Consider the following 14,433-nt stretch of genomic DNA (forward strand, 5'->3'; position numbering starts at 1 on the left):
AACGTGTTGCAGCGAAGATTGACGGTCACGCTTCACGCGGGCGCGGACGGCTGGGCGGTTCTTTCAACAGCCCCCCCACGCCCATCGCCATGATATCGGCGGGTGTCACCGTCACATCGCACAGCATCCGATCAAGCACCCAATCGGCACCATTAAGCGCAGGCGACCGCGCGCACCCGGGCAGCCCGATCACCGGGACGTCGCCAAGATGCCCCCAGAAGAGCAAGTTGCCTGGGTCCACCGGCATGCCGTAATGCACCACCTCTCCGCCCGCCGCGCGCAGGGCTTCGGGGGCGACGTCGTAGAGGTCCGATGTGGCCGACCCCGTCAGAACACAGACCACATCATGCGCCGCGACGCCTTCCGTCAACGCCTCTTGCAACGCGCCGATCTTGTGCGGGACAACGGTTTTCGGCCCGAGCGTCACGCCCAGGCGATCGAACCGCGTCGCCATCGCGCGCTGGCCTTTTGCCCCGTCCTCGTGCCCTCCGACACTGGTCTGGATGAGCAGCGCCCGGTGGCGCGTGACGGGTTTTACGGCCAGTGCATCCCGCCCCGCCTCGCACGCAGAAAAGACCGCGTCTTCGGGTGCGCCGTAGGCGATGATCTTCACCGTCGCGACCATGCCGCGGGCGGCCATGCGGTGCCATTCCGGAACCGTCGCGACCGTGACCATCGGATGAACGGCATTCACCGCATCGATCTTGTCGGCGTCGATCGCTGCCACTCCGGCCTCGGTGGCGTAGATGTTCACCCGTCCGGTGCTGGCCGGTGCCACGCGCAGGTTCACGCCAGCCGGATCGGGCACAAGGGCCCGCGCCAACCGCTCTGCCGCGCGGTCCTCGTGCACATCCTCCGGGTCGAGCCGGGCAACCGTTACGTCGGTGATTCCGGCCGCCTGTAGCTTGTCCAACGCCGCGCGGTCCAGCGTCACGCCCTTCCGCAGCCGCCCTTTTGGCAAGGCGACGGAATGCGCGAGGATCGCGCCTTCTGCCTGCGCCAGGGGAACAGGACCGAACTTCATGCGCCCTTCCGCAACACGCGCGTCATTTCGGCGAGGATCGACACCGCGATTTCGGCCGGGCCAGAGGCCCCGATATCCAGCCCGATGGGCCCGTGGATCTGCGCGATCTCGGCCTCGGTGAAGCCCGAGGCGGTCAGCCGCTCCACCCGTTTGGCGTGGGTGCGGGTCGAGCCCAGCGCACCGATGTAAAAGCAATCCGCCCGCAGCGCCTGTTCCAGCGCCGGATCGTCCAGTTTGGGGTCATGGGTCAGCAGGACCAGCGCGGTCCGGCTGTCCAACCCCAGCTGCGTGATCGCCTCGTCGGGCCAATCGTGCAGGATCGTCTCGCCGGGGAACCGGCTGTCCGAGCCGAAGGCTTCGCGCGGGTCGATCAGCGTCGGATCATAGCCCGCGATCCGCGCCATCGGCACCAGCGCCTGCGCGATATGCACCGCCCCCACCACGATCAAGCGCAGCGGCGGGTTGTGGATGGCGACGAAGGTGCGGCTGTCTTCGACAAAGCCGGACCGGTCCATCCGAAACGCATGATCGTGGCCGTCTTGCGTGAGTGTCCGGGTATCGCCTTCCAGATCGACCACATAAGCAACGGGCGTCCGCGCGGCGCGGAATTTTACCAATTGGTCCAAAATCTCTTCCGGCAAGACGCTGCCCACCGGTTCCACGAGCACGCGGATGGTGCCGCCACAGGCAAGGCCGACGGCGAAGGCATCCTGATCGCTGACCCCAAACTCGAGCTCGCGCGGTTTGCCGTCTTGCAACGCGTCCATCGCCTCGACCACGACCGCGCCTTCGACACAGCCGCCCGAGACCGAGCCCTCGATCTCGCCCTCGCCGGAAATCGCCAGTTGCGAGCCGACCCGCCGGGGCGCGCTGCCCCAGGTTTCGATCACGGTGGCCAACACGGCACCCTTGCCCGCGCGATGCCAGGCGAGCGCCGTTTCCGGACACTTGTCAAACCGCTCCATTGCCGTGGTCTCCTCCCATGACTGGCGTGACCATATCACGCCGCGCGACACTGTCTCCCCCTGCGATGGTGCTAGGTCAACCTTCGGATTGCGTCACGTCGTGAGCGTAGAGCCAGTCGAAGCGCGCCAGCATCTGCCCCGGTGACACCCGGCTAAGCAGCCCCAGCGCGGTATGCGCCGCAAACCGGACCGGTCCGGGCGCCAGGTGGTAATTGCGCGCGTTCTTGCTGGCGGCGTCGATCACGCGGATGACACGCGCCTTGCGACGTGCCTGATAGGCCGCCAGCCCGCTGTCCGTGTCATCGGCCCGCGCCAGGGCATCGGCGAGAACCCACGCATCTTCCATCGCCATATTGGCCCCCTGCGCCAGAAACGGCAGCGTGGGGTGCGCCGCATCGCCCAAGAGCGCCAGCCCTTTGCCGTACCACCGCGCCGCCACCGGGTGCCGGAACAGCCCCCAGACACCCGGCGCTTCGGCCTGCGAAAGGATCCGGTGCACTTCCGCGTCGAACCCGGCAAAGGCCCTGCGCAAATTGTCGGCATCATCCGTTTGCGACCAGCTTTCCGCCGCCCACTCGGCGCGCTCCTCGACGGCGACGACGTTCAGCGATGTGCCATCGCGCAGAGGGTAAGTCACCATGTGACGCCCCGGCCCCATTTGCACCCGCGCATGTGCCGGATGCCCCGTGCTGTTCGGAACGATACAGCGCCACGCAACCTGGCCGGTGAAAAACGGCTTTTGCGCGGCGTTCAGCAACGGCCGCACGGAGGAATGGATGCCATCGGCCCCGATGGCGAGGTCGGTCTCGCGTGTGTCGCCGGTCGCCAGAACGATGCTCGGGCGCGTGCCCGGCACGACCGTATCGACCCTTTGCAACAGGCGCACCGTCACACCCAAATCACGCGCGGCGGTGGACAGCAGATCGACCAGGTCGGCGCGATGCACAAAGAAATAGCGCTGATCGGCGGGCAGACGGGTCAGATCGAGCCGCGCCACCTCGGCACCGGTGCCACCGTTGCGCAGGGACACCGCCCGCGCCTGAACGCTTCGCGCGGCGAGGTCACCGGCCAGCCCCAGAGCCTCGATCACCCGCAGCCCATTGGGCGACACCTGGATGCCCGCGCCCACCTCGGTGATCGCTTCGGCTTGCTCCAGAACCGTGACCTTGGCCCCGTGACGCCGCAGCGCCAGCGCACAGGTCAGACCGCCGATGCCGCCGCCGATCACCGTGATGTCCAAAGCACCCAGGTCCACGCCTCACTCCCTCAAAAGCAAACGCGCCAGAGCACGGCCCCGGCGCGTCACATCAGATCATGCATGTCGCGCATCAATCGTCGCGATGTACCTTTTCACGCCGCTCGTGACGTTCCTGTGCCTCAAGGCTCAGCGTCGTCGTCGGACGCGCCACAAGACGCTTGAGCGAGATCGGCTCACCGGTTGCCTGGCAATACCCGAATTCGCCTTCGTCGATCCGGCGCAGTGCGGCGTCGATCTTGGACACCAGCTTGCGCTGACGGTCGCGGATCCGAAGTTCCAGCGCACGGTCGGTTTCCTCGGACGCGCGGTCGGCCACGTCGGGAATATTGCGCGTGCCGTCCTGGAGACCGGCAATCGTGGATTTGCTGTCGCTCAGAAGTTCGCTCCGCTGTTCGAGCAGTTCGCGGCGGAACCACTCCAACTGGCGTTCGTTCATGAAAGGCTCATCCTCGGCGGGTCGGTAATCATCGGGCAGGAAAGTTTCGGCTTTCATCTTGGTCCCCTTGTCTACGCCAGTATCTGTCATAGAAATTCCCTTAGATATCTGGCACCCCTGAGCGCAGCACTTAACGGAAGGCCAAATGGTTGTCACTACCGAATAGCAGCACAAAACAGTGATTTCCTTGAGCTGAGACAAAGACACAAGAAAGCAGGACAGACATGAAATTTGAAGGCACCGACAGCTATGTGGCCACCGACGATCTGACCATCGCAGTGAACGCCGCCGTGACGCTGGAACGGCCGCTTCTGGTCAAGGGCGAACCCGGGACGGGCAAGACCGAACTGGCCCGACAGGTGGCCGCCGGGCTGGGCCTGCGGATGATCGAGTGGAACATCAAGTCCACCACGAAGGCGCAGCAGGGGCTGTACGAGTATGACGCGGTTAGCCGGTTGCGCGACAGCCAGTTGGGGGATGAGCGGGTCAACGACGTGCGCAATTACATCCGCAAGGGCAAGCTTTGGCAGGCGTTCGAGGCGGATGAAAAGGTGGTGCTGCTGATCGACGAGATCGACAAGGCGGATATCGAGTTCCCGAACGACCTTTTGCAGGAACTCGATAAGATGGAATTCCATGTTTACGAGACCGGCGAGACCATCAAAGCAAGACAGCGCCCCATCGTCGTCATCACCTCCAACAACGAGAAAGAGCTGCCGGACGCGTTTCTGCGCCGCTGTTTCTTTCACTACATCCGCTTCCCCGACCCCGACACGCTGCGCCAGATCGTCGAAGTGCATCATCCGGGCCTGAAAGAGGGGCTGCTGACCACCGCGCTGACGCAATTCTATGAACTGCGCGAACAGCCGGGGTTGAAGAAGAAGCCGTCGACGTCAGAGGTGCTGGACTGGCTCAAGCTGCTTTTGGCCGAGGACATGACGGCTGACGATCTGAAACGCGATGGGGTGAATGCGCTGCCCAAGCTGCACGGGGCCTTGTTGAAGAACGAGCAGGATGTGCATCTGTTCGAACGGCTGGCCTTCATGGCCCGGCGCGAACGGCGGTAGGGGGTGGGACAGATGCGTCAACGCATCTGTCCGTTTCCGTTGACGGAAACGATTGGGGGTCAGCCCCCGCGTCCATCGCTGACAGATGCTATTTCAGAGGGCCGGTCTGAAACAGTTGAACCTTGAGACCGCCATGCGGGATCGGCGCGCTGACATGGCGAAAGTGCAGCCCGGTCGCCCGCGCGAGGCCCTTGTCCGACGTGACGATGCCGACCCGCCAGCCTTTGAAAAGCTCTTTCATCACCGTGCCGAAACTGCCGTAAAGCGCGAAGAGCAGCTTTCGGTTGCCGATCCGCGCGCCGTAGGGCGGGTTCACAATCACCAGTCCCGGTGGGCCCTGCGGCGGGGTCAGGTCGGCCACGGCCTGATGTGTGAAATGGGCGATGTCCGCGACCCCTGCCCGCTCGGCATTGGCGGTCGCATTGGCGATGGCCCCTGCGTCGCGGTCGAAGCCGAAAAAGCGCAGGTCAGTCGTCTGCGGTTCAGGCAGAGCGGACCTGAGTGTCGCCCAGCGATCCGCGTCGAAGGACGCCAGATCCTCGAACCCGAAGTGCCGCGCGCGCCCGGGAGCCAGGCCAAGCGCCATCTCCGCCGCTTCGATCACGAAGGTGCCGGAGCCGCACATCGGGTCGAGCACCGGCTCGGACCCGTCATACCCGCAGGCGCGCAGGAAGAGCGTGGCCAGCGTTTCTCGCATCGGGGCCTTGCCGATCGCCTGCTTGTGCCCGCGCTTGTGCAGCCCCTCGCCCGAGGTATCGAGGCTGATCTCGCACAGATCGTCCTCGATCCGCACCCGCACCACCAGCCCGCCCTTGTCCACCGGCGGCTGCCCCAGCGCGTCAGCAATGGCATTGGCGACACGTTCCGTTGCAGCCCCCGCGTGATAGATTCGCGACTTCCGGCAGGTCGCCTCGACCCGGTATGGCACATCTGGGCGCAAAAGGCCCGTCCAGTCGATCTTGCGCGCCCGCTTGTCGAGCTGCGCCAGGTGCATCGCCCGGAACCGCGCCACCCGTGCGAGCACCCGCCCGGCCCCGCGCAGCATCAGGTTGGCACGCCACACCTCGGGCCAATCGCCCTCGCAGGTGACGCCTCCGGGCACGACTGTCGGGTTGGCAAACCCCAGGGCAGCGGCCTCGTCGCGCAGAAGCGGCTCGAGCCCCGGTGTGCCCGACAGGAAGATCTCAAGGGGTGCCATGTCAGTCATGCCCGCGACTTAGCCTGAATTTCCGTCGCCGGACAGCGAAAGGCGAACGCCCGGCCGATGGATTGAACGGAGCAGAGCGCTCTGCCTCCACCTGTTGCGCCATTGCACAACCTAAAGCTTTGAAAACAAACGCGCGCACCCGCCTGGATGAGTCTTGGCGAAAAACGACACAGTCCGAATCGTCGGATCTAGGCAAAAACCACCGTTTCGCCGTAAGCTATCCTCACAGAGGACAAAATAATCGCGGATCACAAAAGCATCCGCATCGAGCAGGCAGGCTTCAGACGTGTCCCAAACTGATCTCACCGTGCGCGGTTTGCGTGCGACCGACTACGAGTCGTGGTGCGCCCTATGGCGTGGTTATCTGGCGTTTTACGAAACCTCGGTTCCCGAGGCCGTCTACGACAGCACCTTCGCGCGCCTTCTGGGGGACGACCCGCAGGATTTCCACGGGCTGGTCGCGGAACGCGATGGCCGGTTGATCGGCCTGACGCATTATCTGTTCCATCGCCATTGCTGGAAAATCGAGAACGTCTGTTACCTGCAAGACCTCTACGCCGACCCGAATGCGCGCGGAATGGGCGTCGGGCGCGCCCTGATCGAGGCGGTGTATGCAAAGGCGGACGCAGCGGGGTGCCCGTCGGTCTACTGGATGACACAGGACTTCAACCACACCGCCCGACAGCTTTACGACCGCATCGGTCAACTGACCCCGTTCATCAAGTACCAGCGGGGCTGAGAGATGCGTCGTTTGCTCTTGCCGCTCTACCTGCTTCTTGGCGCGTGTATGCCGGTGGCGCAGTCCGAACCGGCGACCCGGGCCGCCTTCGTGGACAGCAACCTGCCCGCGATGAAGGTATTTTCCGTCCCACGGCCTCAACCCGTGCGAACATCCAATGCCGATCTGGTGCGGGACTTCATGGATTTGTCCATGGGGCTTGAGTCGGGTCGCGCACTTGACGTTTTTACCCGGTTCGAAGGCCCGATCACCGTCCGTCTGGTGGGCAGTGTCCAACCCACGGTGCCCAGCGATCTGGACCGCCTGCTCTACCGTCTGCGCACCGAGGCCGGGATCGACATCACCGCCACCACCGCCGCGGACGCCAACATCACCATCAACGCCGTCAGCCGCGCCGAGATCCAGCGCTTCCTGCCGCAAGCCGCCTGTTTCGTGGTGCCGAATGTCTCGACCCTTGGGGAATACCGGCAGGCGCGGCGGTCCAATCGGGTGAATTGGGGACGGATCACGGAGCGGTCGCGCCTCGCGATCTTCCTGCCCAACGATTCCAGCCCGCAAGAGGCGCGCGATTGCCTGCACGAGGAACTGGCGCAGGCCTTGGGGCCGCTCAACGACCTCTATCGGCTGTCGGATTCGGTCTTCAACGACGACAATGTGCACACCGTTCTGACCGGCTACGACATGCTCGTCCTGCGCGCCTATTACGATCCGAGCCTGCGCAACGGCATGACCCGCAACGAGGTGATGAGCCGTCTTCCAGGCATCTTCGCCCGGCTCAACCCGCAGGGCGAAAACCTGCCGCCGCGTCGTGCATCGCGCACGCCCCGCCCCTGGATCGACGCGATCCAGACGGCGCTTGGCCCTGGCGCTTCCCCCGCCGCGCGCCGTGCCGCAGCGACCGAGGCGCTGAGCATCGCATCGGCCATGGGATGGCAGGATCACCGGCGCGGATTCACGCATTACGCCATGGGACGCATCCTTCAGCCCACCGACCCCGACGCGGCACGGGCGCAGTTTCTTCAGGCCGATATCTATTTCGCGCGAACTCCGAACACCGACCTGCACCGCGCCTATGTCGCGTCGCAACTGGCCGCATATGCACTGACCGAAGGGGATCCCGACACGGCGCTGAACCTCACCGGCCTGTCCATCGACCTCGCCGTCCAGCACGAAAACGCGGCACTTCTGTCGACCCTTTTGATGTTGCGCGCTGAAGCGCTTGACCTTGCCGGGCGGGTGTCGGCGGGCGCGGATGTGCGTCTGGACAGTCTGGGATGGGCACGCTACGGGTTCGGCTCGGACTGGTCGGTGCGGGCGAAGCTGCGCGAGATCGGTGCGCTGAACCCACTCAACAGGGCAAGAAACAGGCTATGATCGTACTTGCAGGCGCCCTTCTTGGGGCCATCATCGGCGCGATGACCGCCAGGAAGCGCAAAGGCAACCGCGCGGATATGTGGCAATACGGGGCGGTCTACGCCATCGCCTTTTCGCTAGTGGGGCTGATCCTGACCATCGCGATCGAGAAACTGGTGTTCTGAGCCGGGACACGATGCGTCAACGCATCGCGTGTTTCCGTTGACGGAAACACTTGGGGCTCCGCCCCCGCCCGCCTGCGGCGGTCTCCCCCGAGGTATTTTGCGCCCAAAGAAGCCGGGACGGCTGGTCAGCCCCCGGCGCGCTTGCTAGATCAGGGGCATGTTCGTTCCCTTCTTCGACACCTTGCGCTCCACCGGCGTTCCCGTCTCGCTGCGGGAATATCTAAGCTTTCTTGAAGCCATGCGCGCGGGTCTGGCGACCTACGACCCGGAGGCGTTCTACTACCTTGCCCGGACCGCGATGGTGAAGGATGAGCGCCACATAGACCGGTTCGACCGCGCCTTTGCGGAGGCGTTCAAGGGGCTTGAAAACCTTGGCGTTGAGGGTGTTCTCGACGCGCTCGACCTGCCCGAGGACTGGCTGCGCAAGATGGCCGAAAAGCATCTGAGCGACGCAGAAAAAGCCGAGATCGAGGCGCTTGGCGGGTTCGACAAGCTGATGGAAACGCTGAAGGAGCGGCTCAAGGACCAGCAGGGTCGCCACCAGGGCGGCAACAAGTGGATCGGCACGGCAGGCACATCGCCGTTCGGGGCCTACGGCTACAACCCCGAAGGCGTGCGCATCGGCCAGGACAAGAGCCGCCACCAGCGCGCGGTCAAGGTCTGGGACAAGCGCGAATTTCGCAACCTTGATGACAGCGTCGAGCTGGGCACGCGTAACATCAAGGTGGCGCTGAAACGCCTGCGCCGCTGGGCGCGCGACGGCGCGGCGGAAGAGCTTGATCTTGACGGCACCATCCGCGCCACGGCCGAGCATGGCTATCTCGACGTGCAGACGCGACCCGAAAAGCGCAATGCCGTCAAGGTGATCCTGTTTCTCGACATTGGCGGGTCGATGGACCCGCATGTCAAAGTGGTGGAAGAGCTGTTTTCCGCCGCCCGCGCCGAGTTCAAGCATCTGGAGCATTTCTACTTTCACAACTGCCTTTACGAAGGCGTGTGGAAAGACAATCGCCGCCGCTGGGACGCGCAGACGCCGACGATGGAGGTGCTCAACACCTACGGGCCGGATTACAAATGTATCTTCGTCGGAGACGCCAGCATGTCGCCCTACGAGATCGCCTATGCCGGTGGCGCGAACGAGCATTGGAATGCGGAAGCGGGCCAGGTCTGGCTGCACCGCGCACGGCAGCAATGGCCGCACAATCTCTGGATCAACCCGACGCCGGAACGGCAATGGGCCTACACCCAGTCGATCCAGATGATCCGCGAGATCTTCGAGGATGCGATGGTGCCCATGACGCTCGAAGGCATCGGCCAGGGGATCAAGGCGCTGGCGAAATGACCTCGGCAGTCCGGGCACTCTGGAAAGATCACAAGGTGCTTCTGGCGGGATTCGTCCTTGCATTGGCCGTGATGCTCTTCTTCGCGGTCCGCTCGGTCCTGTTCTGGGTCTACTGGGCCGATCCCGCGCATCGCGAAGAGCCGATCGCGGGCTGGATGACCCCGCGCTACGTCGCGCATTCCTGGGCCGTGCCGCCGACCGTCATCCGCGAGGCGCTGGCCATCCCGTCCGACACGCGGCGCATGACTGTCAGCAGTCTGGCGGACGAACGCGGCATGACCACCGAGGAGGTCATCCTCCAGATCGAAGCGGCCATCGCCGCCTTCCGCGCACAAAACCCGCAGGCGGACCGTTGACCGATACACTTTTCGCGCTGGTGGCTGATTACGGGGTCTGGATCATGGCCGCCTCGTGTTTCCTGTCCTGCCTTCTGATCCCGATCCCCTCCTCTCTCGTGATGTTGGCCGGCGGTGCGTTTGTCGCCTCGGGCGATCTCGACGGCGGCACAGCCCTTGCGGGTGCGTGGCTTGGTGCGGTGTTCGGCGATCAGACGGGGTTCGCCATCGGACGACGCTTCGGTCCACATCTCGAACGTTTCGCAAGCCGACGCGCGTCGCGGCAGCGGCTTTACGGTCAGGCCTCGGACACCGTGCGCCGGAAGGGCGAAATCGGCGTCTTCTTCAGCACATGGCTCTTCGCGCCCCTGGGACCGTGGGTGAACATGGTGGCCGGAGCGACCGGCCTGACCTGGCTGCGCTTCACGCTGTGGGACGCCGCCGGTGAAGCGATCTGGGTCTTTGGCTATATCACCCTGGGCTACAGCTTTGCCGGGCAGTTGACCCTCGTGTCCGATCTCACCTCCAGCATTTCGGGCTTCCTTGCCGCCGCGGCTGTAGCCGCTTTGCTGGGGTGGCTGCTGATGAAGATGCTGAACCGCACGCCAGCGGAAAGGCGCGGAACGGATCGAACGCGCCGGTGATCCAAGACGACACGGAACTTGCGCCCCTGCCCGTCGTTGACCTCGGGAACGTAACCGACAACGGGAGAGACATCATGATCAAGAAAACAGCGACAGCGCATTGGTCCGGCGGTCTGAAAGACGGCAAGGGTCTGATTTCCACTGAATCAGGCGTGCTGGATGCGCAGCCCTACGGGTTCAACACCCGCTTCGAGGACAAGCCCGGCACCAACCCCGAGGAACTGATCGGCGCGGCCCATGCGGGCTGTTTCTCGATGGCCTTTTCCATGATCCTCGGAGATTATGACGCCGTGGCCGAAGACATCGACACCAAGGCAACCGTCGGTCTGGAAGAAATGGACGGGGGCTTTGCCATCACCAAGATCCATCTCGACATGACGGCGAAAATCCCGGGCCTGAGCGAAAGCGATTTCCAGAAGGCCGCGACGACGGCCAAGGAAAATTGCCCCGTCTCCAAGGTTCTGGCCGGAGCCGAGATCACGATGGACGCAAAGCTGATCAGCTGACCAATTCGTGACAGACAAGCGCGGCGCGACACGAGCGTCGCGCTTGCCGCGGGCGCCCCAAGGCCCCATATCTTGGGTATGTTGAAACTCACCCCGATCCTTCTCGCGATCCTCTATGCGTTGGCCATGTACCACTTCTCGGTCTGGCGCACGAAACGCGAGCTTGACGCGCGCTCTACCGAGCTTGCCGATCCACGTCTCAAGGCGTTGACGGATCGCCTGGCCGCAGCACTCGATTTGGATCGGATCCGGGTCCATATCTACGAGATCGACCCGGTGAACGGGCTGGCGGCCCCCGACGGCCGCATCTTCATCACCCGCGGTTTTTATCGCAAATACCAGAACGGCGAGGTCACGGGCGAGGAATTGGCCAGCGTGATTGCGCATGAGCTGGGCCACGTCGCGTTGGGCCATACGCGGCGGCGCATGATCGACTTTTCGGGCCAGAACGCCCTGCGCACAGCCCTCGCGATGGTGCTCTCGCGCTTTCTGCCTGGCATCGGTGTGTGGATTGCCAACGGCGTTGCCACGCTCCTCGCCGCGCGCCTGTCGCGCGGGGATGAGTACGAGGCCGACGCCTATGCCGCAGCTCTGCTGCACAAGGCGGGGATCGGGATCACGGCGCAGAAATCACTCTTCACCAAGCTCGACGCGCTGACCCAGTCGCGGTCTGGCGTCGTTCCCGCGTGGTTGATGTCACACCCCAAGACATCGGAACGCATCGAGGCGCTGGAAAAGCTTGAATCCCGCTGGTCCAACGCCACGCCCTGATCTTCTTCTCTCTCCAAATACGCACCTGTGACGCCTCCGCCCATGGCGGCGTCTGGCGAAGGCACGTCAAACAAAATCAACGACACCCTCAGCCCGGTCCTGCCCGTTCACCTGAACCACCACCCGGTGCGGTCCGGGATGCAGGGTAAAGGTCGACGCCCCACCCTTCAGCCGATGTCGTTTCGACAGGGTTTGCGGCTCCCCTGCACGCAAACGCGCGGTCTTGAGCTTGAAGACCTTTTGCCCGACCCGACCGTTCGGGCGATGGAAGGTGATGCGGTAATCCACAAGCACAGGCAGGTCCTCTTCGGCCTCCAGCGTGACCGCGATGGTCAGCATGTCGCCGATCGCCACCGGGTTCGGGCTCAGGTCGAGAGATACGGAAAGTTCGCGGTCCTGCGCGTATCCCAGCAGCGCCAAGGCGTCCGCGTCACCTCGTTTCACCGCCGTGCGCAGCGCGTGGCGGGTCATCCAGTCCACTTCCTTGGGCGATTGTCGCCCCGCTTTTGACCAGGCTGCCAGATGATCCACGACCAGATCCGGGGCGTGCCGCGTCAGATCGTTCATATGGTTCGCGACCGACCGCGTGACATAACGCGTCGGATCGGCGTGCAGCGCGTCGAGAAACCGCACAGGCACACGCGGATCAAGGGTGATGTTCGCGGCCCAGGGCAGTCGCGGCCGGGTGCCTTCGCTCACCAACCGACGGACATGGTAATTGTCGTGGTCCACCCAGCGATCCAGCCGCGCCAGGGTCTCGTGCGGCCAGCGGTTCAGAAAAGGCCGGATGTAGAACTCCATCGAAAACCGCTGCGTCGCAGCCTCGATCAAGTCTAGCGCCCGGTCGCGGTGGTGCTCAAGGCCGTGCCGCACGGCAAGAATGCCGGGTACGGCGTGGATGAAGCGGCCGAAATCATTGTCCGTCAGGTTTGGGTCGAGCGGCGGAGGCATCGCCGCCTCCAGCGCATCGACCATCTCGGGGAATGGCCGCGGCAATTGCGCGTCTACGCAATCCGCCAGCCAGTCCAACCGTTCGAGCAGCCCCCGCGAGTCCATTCCCGCGAGGGCCTCTGTCTTGAACCGCGCGGCGTCAAAGCCGGGCAGAACAGCGTATTCTGCGGCCAGATCGCCGATGGTCCGGGCGTTGAACAGCTGATCTCTCAGGGAAAACCCCTGCGTCTGCCCCACACCGTCCGGTCCGCGCGCCACCGATCAGATCGTCGCGTTGGTTCCGCCGCCGTCGATCAGGATGTTCTGGCCCACGATGAATCCGGAATGCTGCGAGCAGAGGAATGCGCAGGTCGCGCCGAATTCCTGCCGCGTGCCATAGCGCCGCGCGGGAATCGTCGCCTGGCGGTTCTTGCGGGCTTCCTCGACCGAGATGCCCTGCGCCTTGGACACGCCGCCGTCCAGCTGGTCGGCCCGGTCGGTCGCATGGATACCGGGAAGCAGGTTGTTCACGATGACGCCGTGTTCGGCCACCTGCCGCGCGGTGCCGGCGACATAGCCGGTCAAACCTGTGCGTGCGGCGTTGGACAGACCCAGTGCCGGGATCGGGGCCTTGACCGATTGCGACGTGATGTTGACCACCCGGCCCCAACCACGCTCCATCATCCCGGGCATCAGCGCCGTCATCAATGCGATGGGCGTCAGCATGTTGGCATCGAGCGCCTTGATGAAATCTTCGCGCCCCCAATCCGACCACAGCCCCGGGGGCGGGCCACCGGCATTTGTCACAAGGATATCAACGGCCCCCGCCGCATCGAGCACCTTTGCGCGGCCCTCTTCACTGACGATATCGGCGGCGACCGTGATCACCTCCACGCCGTAGGTCGTGCGAATCTCGTCCGCCGTCGCTTCCAGCGCCTCGGCGCCCCGTGCGTTCATCACAACGTTGACCCCTGCGGCCGCCAGTGCCTCGGCGCAGCCGCGTCCCAATCCCTTGCTCGACGCGCAAACAAGCGCCTTCTTACCGCTGATCCCGAGATCCATTCCATCACTCCCAATTTGCCTAAAATCATCCGTGAAAAGACACGGCCCGTCCATAGAGGTGACACATTTCTCCACGATCTTAAAGGCATGACAGATTTAGACCATCTGTTCCCGACTTCAGAATGAGTGACCTTGTATGACTGCCCGCCCTGTTTCAGAACCCGACCGGTTCACGGTCTGCTCCGCAGACTCGGTAAGGACCGAATTCGGTGTCTGCTGCGGCGAACCGCTCCGGCAGGTCAACGACCTGATCCTGGGCGATGTCTACAAGGTCAAATCGGACGCCACGTGGTCCGAAGTGCGCGCGGACGACTCCGATAGAACGGCGTTCTCGCTCGACCTTGCGGCGAACTTGCCGACCATCACCATGCGCACATTGGCGCATCTCATCTTCATGACCACCACGGGACGCCGCACCGATGTCTATGCGGCGGCCAGCGGCGGCAGGCTTCATTTCATCTCGGAAACCGGGTTCGTGCCGGGCAACGAATATGTCCTGATCGACATACAGACCCGCCCCTACGATATCCGCCCCGTGGTCCAGCCGACGCCAGTGACCACCCCTGTGGCGCAGCCTGCATCCACCTTACGCCTGCACGGGTGATCCCG

General features: G+C 64.1%; 17 protein-coding genes. 10 read left to right on the top strand and 7 right to left on the bottom strand.

The features are described from left to right. Positions 1–25: 25 nt before the first annotated feature. From Q1B16_RS17360 to dksA, 4 genes are all read right to left on the bottom strand, one after another. Complete coding sequence (locus Q1B16_RS17360) at positions 26–1,024, bottom strand: molybdopterin-binding protein (protein ID WP_299791763.1); 999 nt, start codon at positions 1,022–1,024, stop codon at positions 26–28. Next, complete coding sequence (locus Q1B16_RS17365; protein WP_299791766.1) at positions 1,021–1,989, bottom strand: XdhC family protein; 969 nt, start codon at positions 1,987–1,989, stop codon at positions 1,021–1,023. The genes Q1B16_RS17360 and Q1B16_RS17365 overlap by 4 nt, the downstream gene beginning before the upstream one ends. Before the next feature lie 76 nt (positions 1,990–2,065). Continuing rightward, positions 2,066–3,244, bottom strand: coding sequence for an FAD-dependent oxidoreductase (locus Q1B16_RS17370; protein ID WP_299791769.1), 1,179 nt, complete (start codon positions 3,242–3,244; stop codon positions 2,066–2,068). A 73-nt stretch (positions 3,245–3,317) separates the two neighbouring features. Then, positions 3,318–3,740 carry an RNA polymerase-binding protein DksA gene (gene dksA / locus Q1B16_RS17375; RefSeq protein WP_299791772.1) on the bottom strand — a complete coding sequence of 141 codons (423 nt, stop codon included), beginning with the start codon at positions 3,738–3,740 and terminating at the stop codon, positions 3,318–3,320. A gap of 167 nt (positions 3,741–3,907) precedes the next feature. Here dksA and Q1B16_RS17380 point away from each other — a divergent pair, with 167 nt between their 5' ends. Continuing rightward, positions 3,908–4,750 carry a MoxR family ATPase gene (locus tag Q1B16_RS17380; RefSeq protein WP_299791776.1) on the top strand — a complete coding sequence of 281 codons (843 nt, stop codon included), beginning with the start codon at positions 3,908–3,910 and terminating at the stop codon, positions 4,748–4,750. Positions 4,751–4,838: 88 nt separating this feature from the next. Here the strand turns inward: Q1B16_RS17380 and Q1B16_RS17385 are convergent, their stop codons facing one another. Next, on the bottom strand, positions 4,839–5,957 hold the full coding sequence (locus tag Q1B16_RS17385; protein ID WP_299791779.1) for a class I SAM-dependent RNA methyltransferase: 1,119 nt from the start codon (positions 5,955–5,957) through the stop codon (positions 4,839–4,841). Between the two features lie 286 nt (positions 5,958–6,243). Between Q1B16_RS17385 and Q1B16_RS17390 the strand changes: the two genes are divergently transcribed. The 8 genes from Q1B16_RS17390 to Q1B16_RS17425 all read left to right on the top strand — a co-directional run bounded on the left by Q1B16_RS17390 (position 6,244) and on the right by Q1B16_RS17425 (position 11,832). Further along, on the top strand, positions 6,244–6,696 hold the full coding sequence (locus Q1B16_RS17390) for a GNAT family N-acetyltransferase (protein ID WP_299791782.1): 453 nt from the start codon (positions 6,244–6,246) through the stop codon (positions 6,694–6,696). A 3-nt stretch (positions 6,697–6,699) separates the two neighbouring features. Then, entirely contained in the window at positions 6,700–8,070 is a 1,371-nt protein-coding gene (locus tag Q1B16_RS17395) for a DUF2927 domain-containing protein (RefSeq protein ID WP_299791785.1), read from the top strand. Then, positions 8,067–8,234, top strand: coding sequence for an apolipoprotein acyltransferase (locus Q1B16_RS17400; protein WP_299791788.1), 168 nt, complete (start codon positions 8,067–8,069; stop codon positions 8,232–8,234). Before Q1B16_RS17395 ends, Q1B16_RS17400 begins: the two co-directional genes overlap by 4 nt. A 157-nt stretch (positions 8,235–8,391) precedes the next feature. Continuing rightward, positions 8,392–9,576: a VWA domain-containing protein gene (locus tag Q1B16_RS17405; RefSeq protein ID WP_299791791.1), complete on the top strand. Its 1,185-nt coding sequence runs from the start codon at positions 8,392–8,394 to the stop codon at positions 9,574–9,576. Next, positions 9,573–9,932, top strand: a complete 360-nt coding sequence (locus tag Q1B16_RS17410; RefSeq protein ID WP_299791794.1) for a hypothetical protein — start codon at positions 9,573–9,575, stop codon at positions 9,930–9,932. The genes Q1B16_RS17405 and Q1B16_RS17410 overlap by 4 nt, the downstream gene beginning before the upstream one ends. Continuing rightward, a complete protein-coding gene (locus Q1B16_RS17415; protein ID WP_299791797.1) occupies positions 9,929–10,555 on the top strand; it encodes a DedA family protein in 627 nt (208 codons plus the stop codon). The genes Q1B16_RS17410 and Q1B16_RS17415 overlap by 4 nt, the downstream gene beginning before the upstream one ends. A gap of 74 nt (positions 10,556–10,629) precedes the next feature. Then, positions 10,630–11,061 carry an OsmC family protein gene (locus Q1B16_RS17420; protein ID WP_299791800.1) on the top strand — a complete coding sequence of 144 codons (432 nt, stop codon included), beginning with the start codon at positions 10,630–10,632 and terminating at the stop codon, positions 11,059–11,061. 78 nt (positions 11,062–11,139) lie between these two features. Next, positions 11,140–11,832: a M48 family metalloprotease gene (locus tag Q1B16_RS17425; protein ID WP_299791803.1), complete on the top strand. Its 693-nt coding sequence runs from the start codon at positions 11,140–11,142 to the stop codon at positions 11,830–11,832. Between the two features lie 66 nt (positions 11,833–11,898). Here Q1B16_RS17425 and Q1B16_RS17430 read toward each other — a convergent pair whose 3' ends face one another. Both Q1B16_RS17430 and Q1B16_RS17435 read right to left on the bottom strand, forming a co-directional pair. Beyond that, positions 11,899–13,041, bottom strand: a complete 1,143-nt coding sequence (locus Q1B16_RS17430) for a hypothetical protein (RefSeq protein WP_299791806.1) — start codon at positions 13,039–13,041, stop codon at positions 11,899–11,901. A gap of 3 nt (positions 13,042–13,044) precedes the next feature. After that, positions 13,045–13,824 carry an SDR family oxidoreductase gene (locus Q1B16_RS17435; protein ID WP_299791809.1) on the bottom strand — a complete coding sequence of 260 codons (780 nt, stop codon included), beginning with the start codon at positions 13,822–13,824 and terminating at the stop codon, positions 13,045–13,047. 136 nt (positions 13,825–13,960) lie between these two features. Between Q1B16_RS17435 and Q1B16_RS17440 the strand changes: the two genes are divergently transcribed. Then, positions 13,961–14,428 carry a hypothetical protein gene (locus Q1B16_RS17440; RefSeq protein WP_299791813.1) on the top strand — a complete coding sequence of 156 codons (468 nt, stop codon included), beginning with the start codon at positions 13,961–13,963 and terminating at the stop codon, positions 14,426–14,428. Positions 14,429–14,433: the final 5 nt, after the last annotated feature.

Origin of the sequence: uncultured Marivita sp. (assembly GCF_947488135.1) — a bacterium.
In the GTDB taxonomy this organism is placed as follows: Bacteria; Pseudomonadota; Alphaproteobacteria; order Rhodobacterales; family Rhodobacteraceae; genus Marivita.